The organism is Streptomyces sp. Y2F8-2 (assembly GCF_014905555.1).
GTDB classification, from domain to species: domain Bacteria; phylum Actinomycetota; class Actinomycetes; order Streptomycetales; family Streptomycetaceae; genus Streptomyces; species Streptomyces cynarae.
The window spans coordinates 475553-495290 of the sequence record NZ_BNGS01000003.1; the positions used below are offsets into that span (position 1 = coordinate 475553).

The following is a 19738-nucleotide window of genomic DNA, read 5'->3' on the forward strand; positions in this document are numbered from 1 at the left end:
GGCCGGGGGCCGCGCACGTCCGCGTACGGCACGGTCACGACGGCGCCACCTCCGGTGCCGTCCTCGCCGGCGCCGTCCTGGCCGGGGGATGCAGCAGTGTCGCCATCGCCCGGGCGCAGATGGCCCGGACCCGCTCGACGGGCAGGCCGAGCAGCGCCGCCGTCTGTTCCTCGGCGACCCCCTCGTACATCCTCAGGACGAGGATCAGCCGCTCCTGCGGCGTCAGGTTCACCAGCGGGCTGCCCGGGGCCGGCCGGTGCCGGCCGATCGCCCCGTACTGGTGCCACGCCTCGCGCGCGAAGCGGGTGGCCAGGTGCTGGCGTGCCCGGGCGTAGGGGTCCTCACCACGCAGCCGGTCCCAGGAGGCGTACGTCTGGGCGAGGGCCAGCGTCAGCAGGCGCCGTGCGCGCGGGTTGTCGTCGGGGGCCTCCGCGGTGAGCAGGGTCGCGGCGTGCAGCAGCCGCCCGGCAGCGCCCGCGACGAACGCCTGGAACTCCCGGGTCCGGCGGGCACCGTGGGACGCATGCCGTTCTCGCACCGCGCCTCCCGCGTGAGGGTGACCGTGAGGGGACGGGACCCGTCGCGTACGTACGGCGTCGAGGGCGTGCGGCACACCGGACGGCGTACGGACGACAGGGACCCGCTCTCATGGGAGACCGGCGGCGCCCCCCGGGTCAAGAGCCTTGGAGCACCCGCACGCGCGTGTGTCGGCGTCACGGCGTACGCGTGCGAGGCTCAGGACGCCGGCTGGGACTCCGGTCCTGCGACACCCTGCGTGCCCTGCCGGGCGGAGAGGGCGACATTGAAGCGGGTCAGGAGCGCGGTGAACGTCTCACGTTCCTCCGGCGCCCAGTCGTGCGTCAGTTCGGCCATGAGTTGGCGTCTGGAGGAACGTACCTCCTCGAGCCGGGACAGCCCGCGCGGGGACAGCTGGAGCACCACCGCGCGACCGTCCTCCGGGTGCGAGGTGCGCTTGACGAGACCGGTGTCGACCAGCGGGGCGACCTGCCGGGTGACCGTCGAGGAGTCGATGCCCATGCTCGCGGCGAGCGCCTTGACGCCCATGGGGCCTTCCTTGTCCAAGCGGTTGAGCAGCAGGTACGCGGCACGGTCCATGGAGTTGCGCACCTGCCCGACCCCGCCGAGCCGCGTCTGCTCGGCACGGCGCGCGAACACCGCGACCTCGTGCTGCAGCGTGTCCAGAAGACCGGTGTCACCGACAGTGCTCATGTCGGTCATGTCCATCGACATCTCAGGTGTTGTGGGCATCGCCGGGGGCTCACTTCGTGCGTGGGGAGCTGGGTTGGGGGACAGGGTACGCGGCCGGGGCGCAGGACGTACCAGGGCTGTGCAAACCCGTTCCGCGCCTTGGTCACACCCGCTGTGGACGCGCGTGAACTGCGAGACTGGTGGTCATGAACTACAGCACGGCCGACTCCCTGCCGACGGTGACGCCGGACGACGTCCGGGGCGCCCAGAAGATGCTCTCGGGCGTCGCACGTGTCACCGCCATGGAGGGCAGCAGGCACCTGTCCCAGCTGGTCGGCGCCCCGGTGCACCTGAAGTGCGAGAACCTCCAGCGGACCGGGTCGTTCAAGCTGCGCGGCGCGTACGTGCGCATCGCGGGACTGCTGCCCGAGGAGCGTGCCGCGGGGGTCGTCGCCGCGAGCGCGGGCAACCACGCGCAGGGCGTGGCCCTCGCCTCCGCGCTGCTCGGTGTGCGCTCCACGGTGTTCATGCCGAAGGGCGCCCCGCTGCCGAAGATCAGCGCGACCCGCGAGTACGGCGCGGACGTACGGCTGTACGGCCAGGTGGTGGACGAGACGCTGGCCGCCGCGCAGGAGTACGCGGCGGAGACGGGCGCGGTGTTCATCCACCCGTTCGACCACCCGGACATCATCGCGGGTCAGGGCACGGTCGGCCTGGAGATCCTGGAGCAGTGCCCCGATGTGCGCACGATCGTCGTCGGCACCGGGGGCGGCGGGCTCGTCGCGGGCATCGCGACCGTGGTGAAGGCGCTGCGGCCGGACGTACGGGTGGTGGGCGTGCAGGCGCAGGGCGCGGCCGCGTACCCGCCCTCGCTGGCGGCCGGGCGGCCGGTGTCCGTCGAGAGCGCGGCGACCATGGCCGACGGCATCAGGGTGGGACGGCCCGGTGACGTGCCGTTCCGTATCGTCCGCGATCTGGTCGACGAGGTCCGCACGGTGTCCGAGGACGCGCTGTCCGCCGCGGTGCTGCTCTGCATGGAGCGGGCCAAGCTGGTCGTCGAGCCGGCCGGCGCGAGTCCGGTCGCGGCGCTGCTGAGCGATCCGGGCGCCTTCGAGGGCCCGGTGGTCGCGGTGCTGTCCGGCGGCAACGTCGACCCGGTGCTGCTGCAGCGCATCCTGCGGCACGGCATGGCCGCGCAGGGCCGTTACCTGGCCGTACGGCTGCGGCTGACCGACCGCCCGGGTGCCCTGGCCACGCTCCTCGGGGTGCTGTCGCTGGTGGACGCCAATGTCCTCGACGTGAGCCACGTGCGGACCGACCCCCGGCTCGGGCTCACGGAGGCGGAGGTCGAGCTGCACCTGGAGACGAAGGGCCCGGAGCACTGCGTGGAGGTCGGGCACGCGCTGCGGGAGGCGGGCTACACCGTCATCGACTGAGGTCGGGGGCGGTGCCGGAAGCAGTCGGCGAAAATCTGTTGAGAGACGCGATACATCGCGTTATGGTGTGTGTCTCGTCACCTGGTACCTCGTCACCTTGTGACGGGTCTCGCCCTCAACGCGTTTTGCGCGTACTTTGCCATACCCCTGTCCCCGGCGGCTCGCCGTTTTTTCCGACGACGTGGAGAACTCATATGCCAGGCGCCATCCATGCCGAAGGCCTGGTGAAGACCTTCGGCGACGTAAGGGCTCTGGACGGCGTCGACCTCGACGTCCCCCAGGGCACCGTGCTCGGCCTCCTCGGGCCCAACGGCGCGGGCAAGACCACGACCGTCCGCTGCCTGACCACCTTGCTGCGCCCCGACAGCGGCAGGGCGCTCGTCGCGGGCATCGACGTGCTGAAGGACCCGGACGCGGTGCGCCGCTCGGTGGGCCTGTCAGGACAGTTCGCCGCGGTCGACGAGTATCTGACCGGCCGCGAGAACCTCCAGATGGTGGGTCGGCTCTACCAGATGCGCGGCAAGGCGGCGAAGCAGCGGGCGGCCGAGCTGCTGGAGCAGTTCCGCCTCACGGACGCCGCCGACCGCCCCACCAAGACGTACTCCGGCGGTATGCGCCGCCGCCTCGACCTCGCCGCCGCCCTGGTGGTCCGGCCGCCCGTGATGTTCATGGACGAGCCGACGACCGGCCTCGACCCGCGCAACCGCCAGCAACTGTGGGAGGTCATCAAACAGCTCGTCTCCGACGGCACGACGCTGCTGCTGACCACCCAGTACCTCGAAGAGGCCGACCATCTGGCGCACGACATCGCCGTCGTCGACCACGGCCGCGTCATCGCCCGCGGCACCTCCGACCAGCTCAAGGCGCGCACGGGCGGTGAGCGCGTCGAGGTCGTGGTGCACGAGCGCGAGCACATCGCCACCGCCGCCGAGGTGCTGAGCCGCTTCGGCAAGGCCGACACCACGGTCGAGGAGCACACCCGCAAGCTCACGGTCCCGGTCGTCGGCGGCGCCAAGCTGCTCGCCGAGATCATCCGCGAGCTGGACGGCCGCGGCATCGAGATGGACGACATCGGGCTGCGCCGCCCCACCCTCGACGACGTCTTCCTGTCCCTGACCGGCCACGCCGCCGAGGAGAAGGCCGAGGAGAACGGCGCGGCCGAGGACCCCAAGGCCCGCAAGCGCACCAAGGAGACCGCCAAGTGAGTGCCGGAACCGACGCCGTGCCCGTCGCGGCGCCCGCCAACCCCGTCGTCCAGTCCGTCCGCGACTCACTGGTCGTCGCCCAGCGGAATCTGATTCGCATGGGCCGGATTCCCGAGATGCTCATTTTCGGGCTGATCCAGCCGATCATGTTCGTGGTGCTGTTCACCTACGTGTTCGGCGGCTCGATCCAGGTCGGCTCGTCCAGCACCACCCAGGCCTACCGCGAGTTCCTGATGGCCGGCATCTTCGCCCAGACCGTCACGTTCGCGACGGCGGGCGCGGGTGCGGGCATCGCCGACGACATGCACAAGGGCCTCATCGACCGCTTCCGCTCCCTGCCGATGGCACGTGGTGCGGTGCTGACCGGCCGTACCATCGCCGACCTGGTGCAGACGGCGCTCACCCTCGTCGTCCTGGCGGTCGTCGCCCTGATCGTCGGTTGGCGCACGCACGAGAACTTCGGCAAGGTGCTCGCCGGATTCGGCCTGCTCCTGCTGCTCGGGTACGCGTTCTCCTGGATCGGCGCGCTGATCGGCCTGTCCGTGCGCACTCCCGAAGCGGCGACCTCGGGCGGCTTGATCTGGCTGTTTCCGCTGACCTTCATCTCGAACGCGTTCGTGGACGCGAACCAGATGCCGTCCTTCCTGCGGCACATCGCGGAGTGGAACCCGTTCAGTGCCACCGTGCAGGCGTGCCGCGAGCTGTTCGGCAACCTTCCCCCGGGCTTCCGGACGCCCGACGCCTGGCCCATGCAGCACCCCGTGTGGGCCTCGCTGATCTGGTCGGTGGTGATCCTCCTGGTCTTCCGTACGCTCGCGGTCCGCAAGTACCGCTCGGCGACGGCATGACACCACGGTGGCCTCCGGCGGCTCGGCCGGAGGCCACCGGCTCTCCCCGGGGTGACAAGGCCCCAGGACACGACGAGGCCCCGGGGCGCGCCCGAAGCGCCCAGGGGCCGCGAAGTGTCGGGAGAAGGCTCAGCCCTGGCGGGGCTCGGCCTCAGCCCTGGTAGGGCTCGGCCTTGAGGATCCGCACCATGGCCTTCTTGCCGTTCGGCAGCTCGTACTCGGCGTCCTCGCCGACCTTCTTGCCGTTCACCCCCGTGCCCAGCGGGGACTGCGGCGAGTAGGTCTCGATGTCGCCGCTCGCGTACTCGCGCGAGGCCAGCAGGAAGGTCACGGTGTCGTCCTCGTCACCGTCGAAGGCGATCGTGACGACCATGCCCGGTGCCACCACGCCCTCGGCCGCCGGAGCCTCGCCGACCTTGGCGTTCTCCAGGAGCTGGGTCAACTGGCGCACACGGAGCTCCTGCTTGCCCTGCTCCTCCTTGGCCGCGTGGTACCCGCCGTTCTCACGCAGGTCGCCCTCCTCGCGCGCGGCCGCGATCTTGGCGGCGATCTCCGTGCGCGCAGGACCAGAAAGGTACTCCAGCTCGGCCTTGAGCTGGTTGTACGCCTCCTGGGTCAGCCAGGTGACGTTCTCGCTGGTCTGGGTCACAGGTGCTCCTCGTCGGTACTTGGAATACAAAGCATCGCCCTACCCAGAAGCATGTTCCTCCACGGGTGGGCGAAACCACGAGCCTAACAATTCACCGGCGAAAGGGGGAGGACATAAGCCATCAGAATTACGTCAACGCAGGTCAGAGGCTACGCGACACGAGTGACGTCAGTCGGCGTGACAGCCCAGCAGCTCCGCCGTCGTCCCCGGCGCGGTGGTGCGCAGCGTGACGACCTTGTCGATCTCTGTGGCGTGCCCGCCGAACCGGAAGTCCGCGCGGCCCACCTCGGTGCCGTCCGCCGCCTGGGACCGCAGGGTGCAGTAGCCGGTGGCGTCGGCGTCCTTGCGTACCTCAAGGTGGGCCTTGACCGTGTCTTGCGTGGCCTCGAACGTGATGACCTGGCCGCTGATCTTGTTCTGGCCGACATAGTGGTACGCGAACCAGCCGACGAGTGCGAGGAGCACCGCTCCCAGCGCACTGCCGACGATCTTGAGCGTGCGGTCGGCGCGCTCGTCCGAGGAGCGCCCGTAGCGGTCCTCGGGCAGTCGCGTGCTCACCGTGGTCATGATCGTCCTCTCGGCCGGGGGCCGGGACGGATGTCCCGAAAAGGACGTCCGGGGACCGGGCCCGGAATTTTTCGTCCCCCGGTTCGGTCACTATAGAAGCCGCCCATCGCGCCGCATCACACCGGGCGCCGACTTGCCGACTGACCGAGGATCGAGTCTTGACTGACCAACTGCGACTGATGGCCGTGCACGCCCACCCCGACGACGAGTCGAGCAAGGGCGCGGCCACCATGGCGAAGTACGTGTCCGAGGGGGTGGACGTGCTCGTGGTGACCTGCACGGGTGGGGAGCGCGGCTCCATCCTCAACCCGAAGCTCCAGGGCGACAAGTACATCGAGGAGCACATCCACGAGGTACGCAAGAAGGAGATGGACGAGGCCCGCGAGATCCTCGGCGTCAAGCAGGAGTGGCTGGGCTTCGTCGACTCGGGTCTGCCCGAGGGCGACCCGCTGCCCCCGCTGCCGGAGGGCTGCTTCGCGCTGGAGGACGTCGACAAGGCGGCCGGCGAGCTGGTCCGCAAGATCCGCGCCTTCCGCCCGCAGGTGATCACCACCTACGACGAGAACGGCGGTTACCCGCACCCCGACCACATCATGACCCACAAGATCTCGATGGTGGCGTTCGAGGGCGCGGCGGACACCGAGAAGTACCCGGAGGCGGAGTTCGGCCCCGCGTGGCAGCCGCTGAAGCTGTACTACAACCAGGGCTTCAACCGGCCCCGCACCGAGGCCCTGCACAAGGCGCTGCTCGAGCGTGGGATGGAGTCCCCGTACGGGGAGTGGCTCAAGCGGTGGGACGAGTTCAACCGCGCCGAGCGCACCCTGACCACCCACATCCCCTGCTCCGACTTCTTCGAGATCCGCGACAAGGCGCTGATCGCGCACCGCACGCAGATCGACCCCGACGGCGGCTGGTTCCGGGTCCCGCTGGAACTCCAGAAGGAGGTCTGGCCGACGGAGGAGTACGAGCTTGCGAAGTCGCTCGTGGACACCTCGCTCCCGGAGGACGACCTCTTTGCAGGCGTCCGCCGGCCCTGAGGGACAATGCCTGACATGAGCGCAAGCGTGAGCCTGGCTGTGACGCACCTGGTGCCGCTGGCCGAGGTCGACGAGAACAAGGTCACCCCCGGTGTCCTCGGCTTCATCGTCTTCGCGGTGATGGCACTGGCCGTGTGGGGACTGATGAAGTCCATGAACAAGCACATGGGCAAGGTGTCCTTCGAGGAGGACGCCGATGCCTCGGGCGAGGAAGCCGGGAAGAAGGGCTCGGGCACGGCGGCGGCCAAGGGCACGCCCAAGGCTCAGCAGGGCTGACGGCTCAGCAGAGTCGGCGGCTCCCTGCCCGTCCCCGGCTCCTCTCGCCTCGGGATGAACTGCGCTCCGCGGTGCCGTGAACGGTTTCGGCCGATTCGGCACCGCCGGGCGACACCGCCGTGGCCGAAAGGCGCCCGCACACGCGAGGACGCCCTTGTGGGCCCGCCCGGCCAGACCGCTGTTCTCCGCGGTGCCCGTCGCCGTGGGAGAGTGGAACGGTGAACCGACTGGCCCATGAGACGTCCCCGTATCTGCTCCAGCACGCCGACAACCCCGTCGACTGGTGGCCCTGGTCGGACGAGGCCTTCGCCGAGGCCCGTGAACGGGGCGTGCCGGTGCTGCTCAGCGTCGGTTACTCCAGTTGCCACTGGTGTCATGTCATGGCTCACGAGTCCTTCGAGGACGACGCGACAGCCGCGTACCTGAACGAGCACTTCGTCAGCATCAAGGTCGACCGCGAAGAACGCCCCGACGTCGACGCCGTCTACATGGAGGCGGTCCAGGCCGCGACCGGCCACGGCGGCTGGCCCATGACCGTCTTCCTCACCCCGGACGCCGAGCCCTTCTACTTCGGCACCTACTTCCCGCCCGCCCCCCGCCACGGCATGCCCTCCTTCCGGCAGGTCCTCGAAGGGGTCCAGCAGGCCTGGGCCGACCGGCGGGACGAGGTGACCGAGGTCGCCGCGAAGATCACGCGGGACCTCGCCCAGCGCGAGATCAGCTATGGCGACACGCGGGTGCCCGGCGAGGAGGAACTCGCCCAGGCGCTTCTCGGACTCACCCGTGAGTACGACGCCCAGCGGGGCGGCTTCGGCGGGGCGCCCAAGTTCCCGCCGTCCATGGTGATCGAGTTCCTGCTGCGCCACCACGCCCGCACCGGCTCCGAGGGCGCCCTGCAGATGGCGCAGGACACCTGTGAGCGCATGGCCCGAGGTGGCATCTACGACCAGCTCGGCGGCGGCTTCGCCCGCTACTCCGTCGACCGGGACTGGGTGGTGCCGCACTTCGAGAAGATGCTCTACGACAACGCCCTGCTGTGCCGCGTGTACGCGCACCTGTGGCGTGCCACCGGCTCCGACCTCGCGCGCCGGGTCGCCCTGGAGACGGCCGACTTCATGGTGCGGGAACTGCGCACCCCCGAGGGCGGGTTCGCCTCCGCGCTGGACGCCGACAGCGACGACGGCGCGGGCCGGCACGTCGAGGGCGCGTACTACGTGTGGACGCCGGAGCAGCTGAGGGAGGCCCTCGGCGCCGACGACGCCGAACTCGCCGCGCAGTACTTCGAGGTGACCGAGGAGGGCACCTTCGAGCACGGCTCCTCCGTGCTGCAACTTCCCCAGCAGGAAGGCGTGTTCGACGCTCAGCGGATCGAGTCGATCCGGCGCCGCCTCTTGGAGAAGCGGGCCGAGCGCCCCGCCCCGGGCCGTGACGACAAGGTGGTCGCCGCCTGGAACGGCCTCGCGATCGCCGCGCTCGCCGAGACCGGCGCGTACTTCGACCGCCCCGACCTCGTGGACGCCGCACTCGGCGCCGCCGACCTGCTGGTACGGCTGCACCTGGACGAGCACGCCCGCCTGGCCCGTACGTCGAAGGACGGCCGGGTGGGCGCGAACGCGGGCGTGCTGGAGGACTACGCGGACGTCGCGGAGGGCTTCCTGGCGCTCGCCTCCGTCACCGGCGAGGGCGTGTGGCTGGAGTTCGCCGGCTTCCTGCTCGACCACGTGCTCACGCGGTTCACCGACGACAGCGGCACGCTCTACGACACCGCTGCGGACGCCGAGAAGCTCATCCGACGCCCCCAGGACCCCACCGACAACGCCACCCCGTCGGGCTGGACCGCCGCCGCGGGCGCGCTGTTGTCGTACGCCGCCCAGACCGGTTCGGAACCCCACCGTGCCGCCGCCGAGCGGGCGTCGGGTGTCGTCAAGGCGCTCGGGCCGCGGGTGCCGCGCTTCATCGGGTGGGGGCTCGCGGTCGCCGAGGCGCTCCTCGACGGGCCGCGCGAGGTGGCGGTCGTCGGCCCGGCGCTCGACGACCCCGCCACAAGGGCCCTGCACCGCACGGCACTTCTGGGCACGGCGCCGGGCGCGGTCGTGGCCGTCGGCACCCCGGAGAGTGATGAGCTGCCGCTCTTGGTTGACCGGATTCTGGTCGGTGATGAACCGACCGCGTACGTCTGCCGTAACTTCACGTGCGATGCCCCGACCACCGACCCGGAACGGCTCCGCGCGGCGCTGAGCGGCTGAAACGCCTCATGGAACGATTGGTTCCAGATGGTCGGATTGAGCAGGTGTTCGGATAGATCCCCGTAAGGAACCGGCTGTTCCGAAACAAGCTATTTATCTGAAGAGCTCCCGGGCTTCACAGTTCCCTCCTAGTCTCTCCACGGTGGCGCGACAGAAGTAACACCCTGTCGCGACAGGGGGTTCGGGGATCTGGGGGGATCTTTTTGCTGACGTCTGTCTTCATTGCCGTCGTCTCGCTGGCCTTGTTCTGGATGGCCGCTTTCACTCTGTGGTGGCAGATGCACGCGTGGCGCACGCCCGAGGTGCTCGCCTCCACCCGGTTCAGCAGTCCGGACGGCGCCGAGCACATGTCGTTCTCGCTGCTGCTGCCCGCGAGACACGAGCAGGCCGTGCTGGACCACACGATCCAGCGGCTGCTCGAGTCGACCCACACCGACTTCGAGATCATCGTCATCGTGGGACACGACGACCCGGAGACCACCGAGGTCGCCCGCAGGGCCGCGACCCGGGACGCACGGGTCCGCGTCGTCGTCGACCACCACGAGAAGAAGAACAAGCCGAAGGCCATGAACACGGCGCTGCCGCACTGCCGCGGCGATGTCGTCGGGGTCTTCGACGCCGAGGACCAGGTCCACCCGGAGTTGCTCGCCCACGTCGACCACGCGTTCCGCACCACGGGCGCGGACGTGGTCCAGGGCGGGGTGCAGCTGATCAACTTCCACTCGAGCTGGTACAGCCTGCGCAACTGCCTGGAGTACTTCTTCTGGTTCCGTTCCCGGCTGCACCTGCACGCGCAGAAGGGGTTCATCCCGCTCGGCGGCAACACCGTCTTCGTCCGGACCGATGTCCTCCGGGAGGCCGAGGGCTGGGACCCCGACTGCCTCGCGGAGGACTGCGACCTGGGCGTCAGGCTCTCCAGCGTCGGCAAGAAGGTCGTCGTCGCCTACGACTCCGACATGGTGACCCGGGAGGAGACCCCCGGCTCGCTGCTGTCGCTGCTCAAGCAGCGCACCCGCTGGAACCAGGGCTTCCTCCAGGTCTACCGCAAGAAGGACTGGAGGCAACTGCCCGGCTTCGGGCAGCGGCTGCTCGCCCGCTACACCCTGATGACGCCGTTCCTGCAGGCGTTCTCCGGCGTCGTCATCCCGCTCAACGCCGCAGTCGCCCTCTTCCTGGACGTACCGGTCGGCGTCGCCTTCCTCACCTTCCTCCCGCTCGTGACCGCCGCGGTCACCTTCGTCTTCGAGGTCGTCGGACTGCACGACTTCGGCAAGCAGTACGGGCTGCGCGTGCGCTTGGTCCACTACGTGAAGCTCATCGTGGGCGGCCCCTTCTACCAGGTGCTCCTCGCCGGCGCCGCGATCCGCGCCGTCTGGCGCGAGCAGCGCGGCCGCAACGACTGGGAGCTGACCAGCCACGTCGGCGCCCACCTGGCCACGACCGGCGTGATCCTCGAGTCCCGAGAGGACGTTGCTGCGTGACCTCCACTCTTCCCGCGGCGACCGAGACGAAGGTCCCCGCGCAGGGCACACCTGTCCCCGAAACCGTCCCCGTCCCCCGTCCGGCGTTCCGTTTCCGCAGCTCTCGTCCCGATCTGATCGTGTGCGGCGTGCTCCTCGCCGCGATCCTCACGGTGCAGGGCTGGAACATCGCCGACTACCCCACCCTCAGCGACGACGAGGGCACCTACCTCGCCCAGGCATGGGCCGTGCAGAACGGCCACGGACTCGCCCACTACACCTACTGGTACGACCACCCGCCGCTCGGCTGGGTCCAGATCGCCCTGCTCACCTGGATCCCCGCCCACCTCGACGCCGGCCTGATGACGGTCGGCTCGATGCGGGTCGCGATGCTGCTGGTCAGCGCGGTGAGTGCGGTCCTCGTCCACGTCCTCGCCCGCCGCCTGAACCTGCCGGTCTGGGCCGCCGGACTCGCCATGGCCCTCTTCGGGCTCTCCCCGCTGTCGGTGGTGCTCCAGCGGGAGATCTTCCTCGACAACATCGCGGTGATGTGGACGCTGCTCGCGTTCACCCTGGCCGCTTCCCCGAGCCGTCACCTCTGGCACCACTTCGGCGCGGGCCTCGCCGCCGCCGCGGGCGTCCTGACCAAGGAGACGATGCTCGTCGTCCTGCCCGCCGTCTTCCTCACCATGTGGCGCCACAGCCACCGCGACACCCGGAAGTTCGCGCTCACCGGCGCGATCACGGCGTGCGCGCTCACCGGGCTGTCGTACCCCCTCTTCGCCCTGCTCAAGGGCGAGTTGCTGCCGGGCGCGGGCCATGTCTCCCTGTGGGACGGCATCCGCTACCAGATGAGCCGGGCCGGCTCCGGGTTCATCCTCGACCCCGGCTCCGGGTCCTACGGCGTCCTGCACTCCTGGCTCTACTACGACCGTGTCCTGCCGCTCGGCGGCCTCGCCGGGGCGCTGCTGGTCCTGCTCACCTGGCGCTGGTCGGTCACCGCTCGGGCGCTCGCCGGGCCCGCCCTCGCCGTCGCCGTCCTCACCCTGGTCGCGATGCGGCCGAGCGGCTACCTGCCCGCGATGTACGTCATCCAGGCGCTGCCGTTCCTCGCCCTGGTCCTGACGGGCGCCGCCGCGAGCGTCGTCCACCTGGTGCTGCGCCGGTGGCGCGGCGGTACCGGGATGCCGTACGTCACCTGGGCGCGGTACGCCGTGGCGGCCCTGCTCGTGGCCGCCGCCGGGGCGTACGTCGTGCCCCGCTGGTACGACGGCGACCGCACCGCCGTCACCACCGACGCCAACGCCCCTTACCGGGCCGCCTCGTACTGGCTCGGCAGCCAGGTGAGCGACCCGAAGGACACCCGGGTCCTCGTCGACGACGCCCTCTGGCTCGACCTGGTGCACGCCGGGTACCGGCCCGGGCTCGGCGCCATCTGGTTCTACAAGGCCGACCTCGACCCGGCGGTGGCCAGGACGATGCCGCGCGGCTGGCGCGACCTCGACTACGTGGTCGCGTCCCCGACGGTGCGGCGCGACGCGGTCGACCTGCCCAATGTCAGGGCCGCTCTCCAGCACTCCACGCCGGTCGCCACCTTCGGCACCGGGCCGGACCGGATCGAGATCCGCCGGATCGACCAGTCGGCGGGAGGCGGCCGATGAGCCAGGAATCCACCGTCCCCGGCGAACTCGGCGATCCGGCCGTTCGGGCCGCCGAGCCACCCGAGCCGGGCGCCGTCACCATCGTCGTCCCGACCTTCAACGAGTCGGGGAACATCCGTGAACTGCTGCACCGGATCACCGAGTCGGTGCCGTCCCGCCTGCCCTGCGAGGTCCTCTTCGTCGACGACTCCACCGACGACACCCCGGACGTGATCGTCCGCGAGGCGCAGGACTGCCCGTTCCCGGTCACCGTGCTGCACCGGGACGAGCCGGTCGGCGGGCTCGGCGGGGCCGTCGTCGAGGGACTGAAGGCGGCCGGCTCCGACTGGATCGTCGTCATGGACGGCGACCTGCAGCACCCGCCCTCCCTGGTCCCGGAGCTGATCGGCACCGGAGAACGCACGAACGCCGGGCTCGTGGTCGCCTCCCGCTACCTCAAGGGCGGCAGCCGCGCCGGCCTCGCGGGCGGCTACCGGATCGCCGTCTCCCGCGGCGCGACCTGGCTGACCAAGACGCTGTTCCCGCGCAGGCTGCGCGGTATCAGCGACCCGATGAGCGGCTTCTTCGCGATCCGTCGCAGCGCCGTCACCGCGGAGATCCTCCAGCCGCTCGGCTACAAGATCCTCCTGGAACTCACCGTGCGCAGCAGGCCGCGTGAGGTGACCGAGGTGCCGTTCGTCTTCCAGGAGCGGTTCGCGGGCCGGTCCAAGTCGACGGCGCAGGAGGGCTTCCGTTTCCTGCGCCACCTGGTGGGACTGCGCACCGCCTCCCCGCTCGCGCGCATGGTCGCCTTCGGGCTGATCGGCGCGTCCGGTTTCGTACCGAACCTGGCCGGCCTGTGGGCGCTGACCAGGCTCGGAGTGCACTACCTGCCGGCGGAGATCCTCGCCAACCAGCTCGGCGTCGCCTGGAACTTCCTGCTCATCGAGCAACTGCTGTTCCGCGAGCGGCGCCGGCACCGCCGCTGGTGGGACCGGGTGGGCCGGTTCGCGCTCCTCGCCAACGCGGACCTGGTGCTGCGCATCCCGCTGATCGCACTGCTGGTCGGCACGTTCGGCGTGGGCGTACTGCCCGCCACCGCGCTCGCGCTGGTCATGACCTTCGTCCTGCGCTTCGTGGGGACCGAGGCGCTGGTCTACCTCCCCCGCCGTAACCGCACCCCCGGGAGCGGGAGCCGCACAGCAAGGAGAGCCGTATGAGAACCGTCCGCAGACTCCGCATATCCCGTAGACGCAGAACCGCCCTGCTCGCCGTGACGGGCCTGACCGCGGGCCTGCTCCTGACCTCGCCGCAGCCCGCGTCCGCCGCCAACCTCATCAAGAACCCCGGTTTCGAGACCGCCGGAACCGACGGGATGCCGTACTGCTGGGAGAAGTCCGGCTGGGGCGACAACGACTTCACCTTCACCACCACCAGCGACGCCCACACCGGCGGCAAGGCCATGAAGGTCGAGCTGACCCGCCGTGTGAGCGGCGACCGCAAGGCGCTCATCACCGAGTCCGCGAGCTGCGCTCCGGTGGTCACACCGGGCAAGCAGTACGACCTGTCCCTCTGGTACAAGTCGACGACCCCGGACACCTCGGTCACCCTCTTCCGGCACGACAGGACCGCGGGCTGGCAGTACTGGACCGACCTGAAGACGCTCGACATGAGCGCCGCCTGGGCCCGGGCGAGCGTGCGCACCCCGGCGGTCCCGGACGGCACCGACCTGATCACCTGGGGTGTGTCGGTGTACGGCACCGGGTCCGTCACCACCGACGACTACACGATGGAGCAGGTCCCCGACCCGCTGCCGCCCGCCCGGTGCACGGGCACGACGGACCAGTGCGCGAACGGCAGCTGGACGGTCCTGCCCACCCAGAACCCGGTCCGCTCCATGCACTCCGTCGTCCTCAACAACGGCAAGGTGCTGCTGATCGCCGGCTCCGGCAACAGCGAGGAGAACTTCGCGGCGGGCTCGTTCACCAGCGCCGTCTACGACCCGTCGAACGGCTCCTACAAGGTGATCCCCACTCCGAAGGACATGTTCTGCGCCGGGCACATCCAGCTCCAGGACGGGCGCGTGCTGGTGCTCAGCGGCAACAAGGCGTACCCGGTGCCGGGCGGGCACGGCTACGAGGGGTTCAAGGACTCGTACCTCTTCGACCCCGCGACGGAGACGTACTCCAGGACGAACGACCTCAACGACGGCCACTGGTACCCGTCGGCGACCGAGCTCGGCAACGGTGACGTGATCTCCTTCGGCGGACTGCGCGAGGACTCCACGGGCTCGGTGACCACCGAGTACTGGTCGGCCAAGGACCAGCAGTGGCTGCCGCTGTGGAAGGTCAACCAGACCTGGTCGTACTGGGGCCTGTACCCGTCGATGATCCTGATGCAGGACGGCCGCCTCTTCTACTCGGGCAGCCATGTCTTCGGCAACAACATCCCGGGCACCGGCTCGGCGATCTACGACTACAACGCCAACACGATCACGCAGATCCCGGGCCTGCAGAACAAGGACGAGCGCGACCAGTCGGCGAGCGTGCTGCTGCCCCCTGCACAGAACCAGAAGGTCCTCACCATCGGCGGCGGCAACATCGACTCCAACCCGGACGCGAACCGCCTGACGGACATCATCGACCTCAAGCAGGCCAACCCGTCCTACGCCGCGGGGCCGCCGCTGCCGCAGGGCACGGTCGACCTCGGAAGCGGCAAGGTCGCCGAGACCGGCAACCAGGGCAAGATGTACGTCTCGGCGGTCCTGATGCCCGACGGCAAGGTGCTGGAGACGGGCGGCGCACTGCACAACCGGGCCGACCCGGTCTACGAGTCGTCGATCTTCGACCCGAACACCTCCACGTTCGACCCGGTGGCCGCCGACCCCGAGTCCCGCGGCTACCACTCCTCCGCGTTCCTGCTGCCGGACGGCCGCATCATGGCGACCGGCGACAACCCGGGCAACGGCACGTGGAACCCCAACGTGTCGATCTACTCCCCGCCGTACCTGTTCAAGGGCACCCGCCCGACGATCACCTCGGTGATCACGAACGAGTGGACGTACGGCACCACGCAGCGCATCACGGTCGACCGGCCCATCGCGAAGGCGGAGCTGATCCGGCCCGCGGCGGTCACCCACTCCTCCGACCCCAACCAGCGGTTCGTGGACCTGCCGCTGTCGGTGAACGGCAACAATGTCGACCTGAACGTGACGAGCAACCCCAACCTGGCCCCGCCCGGCTGGTACATGCTCTTCGCGGTCGACGCGAACGGCGTCCCGTCCGTGGCTCAGTGGATCCACCTCCGGGGCCCGGCCGCTCTGAGCGCGGACACGGCCACCGCCCACGTCCACTCCTTCGCCGACTCCCTGGAGGGCAGGACGACGAGCGCGGGTCCCAAGCGCACCTCGCAGAAGGTCAGCCCCACCATCTCCGGCTGTGACCGGCACTACGGCTCGGTCAACGTGTGCGTGCCGACGGTCTTCCCGCCTGAGGTGGAGAGGACGACGGCCGCCCGCTGCGCCTGGCTGAAGGCGAACGACTACGGCCGCCTGAAGGTCAACGGCAAGGACGACCCGCTGGGCCTCGACCCGAACGGGGACGGGGTGGCCTGCTCCCGGGGTGACATGAAGAGGCGTTAGCCCGGGCTCGACCCCTGCGCGAGGGCGCGCTCCACGATCGCCTCCAGCTGGTCGTGGTGCGCGCCCTTCCAGTACGCGCGGCCGCAGTCGAGGCAGCGGGCGAAGACGTCGTACGTCCGTCGCGTGCCGTGTTCGAGCTGGTCGGCGACCTCGTCCTTGGTGGCGTCGCGGAGCAGGCCGTTGCAGGCCGTGCAGCGCGTCCACGGCCGCAGCTCGGGCGCGAACCGGTCGAGCACGTCGCGGAGTTGCTCCTCGGGCCGGGTGCTGTAGACGAACGCGCCTGCCCACAGCTCGCGGCGGCGCAGCAGCCCCCGGTCACGGCTGAGCATCACCCGGCGCTCGGCGGCGGACCGGGCCGCGAGGGCCGCGTCCCCGATGTCCGTGGACTCGTACGCCGCGTCCACGCCGAGCAGCCGCAGCCGGCGGGCCAGGGTGCCGAGGTGGACGTCGAGGAGGAAGCGGAGCGGGGCGCCCGGCACCCGCTGGGGCCGCTCGACGGGGCGCACCTCGATGGTCTCCCCGGCAGCCGGCACATGGGACGCGGCCACGGCGTGGCCGTCCACGACGAGCGCCCCGACCTCGGTCAGCGGCACACCGAGCGACTCGACGACATGACCGAGCGTGGACGCCCCGTCGGTGACGACCTGCGTGGGGCGCCCGCGCCGTGCATGCGGAACGAAGAGTCCCAGCTCGGGGGCGAACTCGATGTGGATCTCGGGTCCGTTCACCTGGTCAGGATGGCACGCGGGCCGCTCAGGGGCCTTCGGGTTTCCGCTCGAGTCCGTGTTCCATGACGTCCAGCGCCCGTTCCATCAGGTCACGGAGCTCGCCCTCGAAGCCGTTCTCCGCCCAGTACATGGAGACCTCCATCATGCCGCCGATGAGCGCCATGGCGCAGACGCGCACTTCAAGGCTCTCCGGGTCGCGGCCGGTGCGCTCCGCGAGGGCCTGGCGGAGCAGGCGCCCGGTCTCCGACATGCTCTCGAAGTACCGGGAGCGGACGGCGGGGACCTGGACCCCGAGGTGCGCCCGCAGCCGGAGCACCTCGGGATCCTCCTGCTCGCTCAGGTCGAGGGCCTTGCCCATCACGTACCGGATGGAGTCCATCCACGGCTCGTCCTCGGGCCGTGCGCGCAACTCCTCCAGCATCAGGGGGTCGTACTCGTCCGTGAGGACGATGTCCTCCTTGGTCGGGAAGTAACGGAAGACGGTGGACGGCGACACCTCGGCCCGGTCGGCGATCTGCTCGATCGTCGTGGCGTCGTACCCCTGCTCTCTGATCAGCGCGTACGTCGCGGCACGGATCGCTTCGCGGGTCTTGATCTTCTTCCGCTCACGGAGTCCCAACTGCGGGCGGTCGGCGGGGGAGGCGGAGGAGCCAGTGGTACGTGCGGCCGTCATGGCGGTCATTCTCCGGCATCCGCCCCGGTGGCGACCATGGCCGGGGCTGCCTTGGGGCGTGCCACCTGCGGCGGTCGGATCAGGGGCGGAGACCGCCGCGAACTGAACGGACCAGGCCGACCGGCGGGGGCCTGCGGGGGAGGTTGAACGCATTTTCGAGCACCTCCACAACGCAGGCCCAGCCGATCCCAAGCCGAGGCCGCAGTGTCTTCGTGTGACTATTCCGGGGGCCGCGGCGCGTAGGCCGCGTCACTCAACGTAGCCACGATGTGGCTGGTAACTCTGGCCGGATGAGAAATCCAGCACCTGTCACACAGGTTTCCAGCCGCCCGGGCCTGACGCGGCGGCGCTTTTTGCGCGCAGGCGCTTCGGCTGCAGCTGTTCCTCATCACGGTGAACCCGTTGCCGCTTCCGACGCCATTCCGAGTCCAGTCACCGACCGCGAATTGATCGTCCTGTGTGATCAGCAGTCACAGTGCGTGATCCTCACGGAGACCGGAACCCTGAGGGCCTACCGTGAACGCCGACTGGACCTGACCGCGCTCTGGTCCTGGTCCCCGGCGTCGGATACCGAGTTGGCCGATCTCCGCCCGTCCGGGAGTTGGATCAATGTAAGCGAGGCAAAACAGGTCGAGACGCCGGACGGCACGCTGCTCCTGACGTGCGCCTCAGGCGGTATGGCCGTGGCCTACAACCGCGGTCGAGGCTTCACTTACTGGGCAACGAATGTTGCCCGCTCAAGTAATCTTCACAGTCTGGAAATGCTGCCGGACGGAAACATTGCCGTGGCCGCCAGCACGGGCGGATACGTCCGTCTTTACACATCGTCCCAGGGCCCACGCTCCAGCCACTACGTGCAGCACCCTCTGCCCGGGGCCCACGCCGTCTCCTGGGACGCAGGGCAGCGTCTGCTGTGGGCGCTCGGCGCCTCAGAGTTGCACGCGCTCGCTGTCACCGGGACCAGGGCCGCACCCGGCATCACCCTGCAACGCCGGCTTGCCCTGCCCGACGAGGACGGCCACGATCTCGCTCCGGTCGTCGGCGCCCCCGATGACCGCTGGGTGACCACGGGCCGCCATGTCTACCGGGTCTCCCTGACCAGCGGAAAATTCACTCGCGCCACCGCACCCAGCGGCATCGACAAGGCTCACGTCAAGAGCATCAGCCAGCATCCGACAACAGGCCAAGTCATCATGGTCAGCCCTGACGACCAGACCTCATGCAGTTGGTGCAGTTCGCGTGTCGACTTCGTGGACCCGAGCGGGCAGGACGCGTTGATCGGAACAAGCGTATATAAAGCCCGATGGTGGCTTTGAACGGACATGGCCACGGCTTCGAAAGCCGTGGCCATGAGGGACATGCTTCGATCAGCTAGACGTGCTGGTAGGCCACGAGCGAGATGCACACGTAGTGCACGACAAAAGCGGCGAGAGTAAAAGAGTGGAAGACCTCGTGGAATCCGAACCACCGCGGTGACGGGTTCGGCCGCTTGATGCCGTAGATCACGCCGCCCGCGCTGTAGAGCAGTCCGCCGACGACGATGAGCACCAGCACCGCGATCCCGCCCGCCCGCATGAAGTCGGGGAGGAAGAAGACGGCCGCCCATCCCATCGCGATGTAGCACGGTGTGTAGAGCCAGCGCGGGGCGCCGACCCAGAAGACCCGGAAGACTATGCCGGCCGCCGCCGCGGTCCAGATGCCCCACAGCAGCCACTGCCCCTTCGCGCCCGGCAGGAGCAGCAGGGTCAGGGGCGTGTAGGTGCCCGCGATGATCAGGAAGATGTTCGCGTGGTCGAGCCGGCGCAGCACGCCGTCCATGCGCGGGCTCCAGTTGCCGCGGTGGTAGAGCGCGCTCACGCCGAAGAGCAGACAGGCCGTCAGCGCGTAGACGCCGCAGGCGATACGGCCTCTCGCGGAGTCCGCGAGGGCCGTGAGGAGGAGGCCCGCGATGAGTACGGCCGGGAACATCCCGAGGTGCAGCCAGCCGCGGAGCTTGGGCTTGACCGGGTGGGGCAAGGAGAGCGCTACGGGACCGCGGCCTGCTGCCGGCGAGTCCGTGGGCGCGTCGGGGACGGACGCAGTCATGCGCGGCATGGTACCTACGGAACCGTAAGTTGTGGATCA

General features: G+C 69.8%; 18 protein-coding genes. 11 read left to right on the plus strand and 7 right to left on the minus strand.

Going from position 1 to position 19738, the window contains the following annotated elements:
- Positions 1-34: 34 nt before the first annotated feature.
- Positions 35-538 (minus strand): sigma factor-like helix-turn-helix DNA-binding protein, encoded by a 504-nt coding sequence (locus SY2F82_RS12180; RefSeq protein ID WP_200419017.1) that lies wholly within the window; start codon positions 536-538, stop codon positions 35-37.
- A 197-nt stretch (positions 539-735) separates the two neighbouring features.
- Entirely contained in the window at positions 736-1251 is a 516-nt protein-coding gene (locus tag SY2F82_RS12185) for a MarR family transcriptional regulator (protein ID WP_200419428.1), read from the minus strand.
- Positions 1252-1415: 164 nt separating this feature from the next.
- Here SY2F82_RS12185 and ilvA point away from each other — a divergent pair, with 164 nt between their 5' ends.
- The 3 genes from ilvA (at position 1416) to SY2F82_RS12200 (ending at position 4698) form a co-directional block, all read left to right on the plus strand.
- Entirely contained in the window at positions 1416-2645 is a 1230-nt protein-coding gene (gene ilvA, locus SY2F82_RS12190) for a threonine ammonia-lyase (RefSeq protein ID WP_200419018.1), read from the plus strand.
- A gap of 194 nt (positions 2646-2839) precedes the next feature.
- Positions 2840-3850 carry an ATP-binding cassette domain-containing protein gene (locus SY2F82_RS12195; protein WP_200419019.1) on the plus strand — a complete coding sequence of 337 codons (1011 nt, stop codon included), beginning with the start codon at positions 2840-2842 and terminating at the stop codon, positions 3848-3850.
- Positions 3847-4698 (plus strand): ABC transporter permease, encoded by an 852-nt coding sequence (locus SY2F82_RS12200; protein WP_200419020.1) that lies wholly within the window; start codon positions 3847-3849, stop codon positions 4696-4698. Before SY2F82_RS12195 ends, SY2F82_RS12200 begins: the two co-directional genes overlap by 4 nt.
- A gap of 151 nt (positions 4699-4849) precedes the next feature.
- Here SY2F82_RS12200 and greA read toward each other — a convergent pair whose 3' ends face one another.
- Together greA and SY2F82_RS12210 are read right to left on the minus strand one after the other, a co-directional pair.
- Positions 4850-5347: a transcription elongation factor GreA gene (gene greA, locus SY2F82_RS12205; protein ID WP_200419021.1), complete on the minus strand. Its 498-nt coding sequence runs from the start codon at positions 5345-5347 to the stop codon at positions 4850-4852.
- A gap of 168 nt (positions 5348-5515) precedes the next feature.
- Positions 5516-5914 (minus strand): DUF4307 domain-containing protein, encoded by a 399-nt coding sequence (locus SY2F82_RS12210; protein ID WP_200419022.1) that lies wholly within the window; start codon positions 5912-5914, stop codon positions 5516-5518.
- Positions 5915-6072: 158 nt separating this feature from the next.
- Between SY2F82_RS12210 and mca the strand changes: the two genes are divergently transcribed.
- The 7 genes from mca to SY2F82_RS12245 all read left to right on the plus strand — a co-directional run bounded on the left by mca (position 6073) and on the right by SY2F82_RS12245 (position 16213).
- The gene (gene mca / locus SY2F82_RS12215) at positions 6073-6951 is read left to right on the plus strand and encodes a mycothiol conjugate amidase Mca (RefSeq protein WP_200419023.1); all 879 of its coding nucleotides are present in this window, start codon (positions 6073-6075) and stop codon (positions 6949-6951) included.
- Between the two features lie 6 nt (positions 6952-6957).
- The gene (locus SY2F82_RS12220; protein WP_200419024.1) at positions 6958-7227 is read left to right on the plus strand and encodes a hypothetical protein; all 270 of its coding nucleotides are present in this window, start codon (positions 6958-6960) and stop codon (positions 7225-7227) included.
- 218 nt (positions 7228-7445) lie between these two features.
- On the plus strand, positions 7446-9473 hold the full coding sequence (locus tag SY2F82_RS12225) for a thioredoxin domain-containing protein (protein ID WP_200419025.1): 2028 nt from the start codon (positions 7446-7448) through the stop codon (positions 9471-9473).
- A gap of 203 nt (positions 9474-9676) precedes the next feature.
- Positions 9677-10954, plus strand: a complete 1278-nt coding sequence (locus SY2F82_RS12230; protein WP_200419026.1) for a glycosyltransferase — start codon at positions 9677-9679, stop codon at positions 10952-10954.
- Positions 10951-12594, plus strand: coding sequence for a glycosyltransferase family 39 protein (locus SY2F82_RS12235; RefSeq protein WP_200419027.1), 1644 nt, complete (start codon positions 10951-10953; stop codon positions 12592-12594). Before SY2F82_RS12230 ends, SY2F82_RS12235 begins: the two co-directional genes overlap by 4 nt.
- Positions 12591-13793 carry a glycosyltransferase family 2 protein gene (locus SY2F82_RS12240; protein WP_200419028.1) on the plus strand — a complete coding sequence of 401 codons (1203 nt, stop codon included), beginning with the start codon at positions 12591-12593 and terminating at the stop codon, positions 13791-13793. Before SY2F82_RS12235 ends, SY2F82_RS12240 begins: the two co-directional genes overlap by 4 nt.
- On the plus strand, positions 13790-16213 hold the full coding sequence (locus SY2F82_RS12245) for a galactose oxidase-like domain-containing protein (RefSeq protein WP_200419029.1): 2424 nt from the start codon (positions 13790-13792) through the stop codon (positions 16211-16213). The genes SY2F82_RS12240 and SY2F82_RS12245 overlap by 4 nt, the downstream gene beginning before the upstream one ends.
- On the opposite strand, the gene SY2F82_RS12250 is transcribed toward SY2F82_RS12245, so the two are convergent.
- Together SY2F82_RS12250 and SY2F82_RS12255 are read right to left on the minus strand one after the other, a co-directional pair.
- The gene (locus tag SY2F82_RS12250) at positions 16210-16941 is read right to left on the minus strand and encodes a Mut7-C RNAse domain-containing protein (protein WP_200419030.1); all 732 of its coding nucleotides are present in this window, start codon (positions 16939-16941) and stop codon (positions 16210-16212) included. The two genes, SY2F82_RS12245 and SY2F82_RS12250, sit on opposite strands and share 4 nt — an antisense overlap.
- Positions 16942-16966: 25 nt before the next feature.
- Positions 16967-17623 carry a TetR/AcrR family transcriptional regulator gene (locus SY2F82_RS12255; RefSeq protein ID WP_200419031.1) on the minus strand — a complete coding sequence of 219 codons (657 nt, stop codon included), beginning with the start codon at positions 17621-17623 and terminating at the stop codon, positions 16967-16969.
- Between the two features lie 281 nt (positions 17624-17904).
- Between SY2F82_RS12255 and SY2F82_RS12260 the strand changes: the two genes are divergently transcribed.
- Positions 17905-18930 (plus strand): DUF6528 family protein, encoded by a 1026-nt coding sequence (locus SY2F82_RS12260; RefSeq protein ID WP_200419032.1) that lies wholly within the window; start codon positions 17905-17907, stop codon positions 18928-18930.
- Between the two features lie 55 nt (positions 18931-18985).
- Here SY2F82_RS12260 and SY2F82_RS12265 read toward each other — a convergent pair whose 3' ends face one another.
- On the minus strand, positions 18986-19699 hold the full coding sequence (locus SY2F82_RS12265) for a hemolysin III family protein (RefSeq protein WP_200419033.1): 714 nt from the start codon (positions 19697-19699) through the stop codon (positions 18986-18988).
- Positions 19700-19738 lie beyond the last annotated feature (39 nt).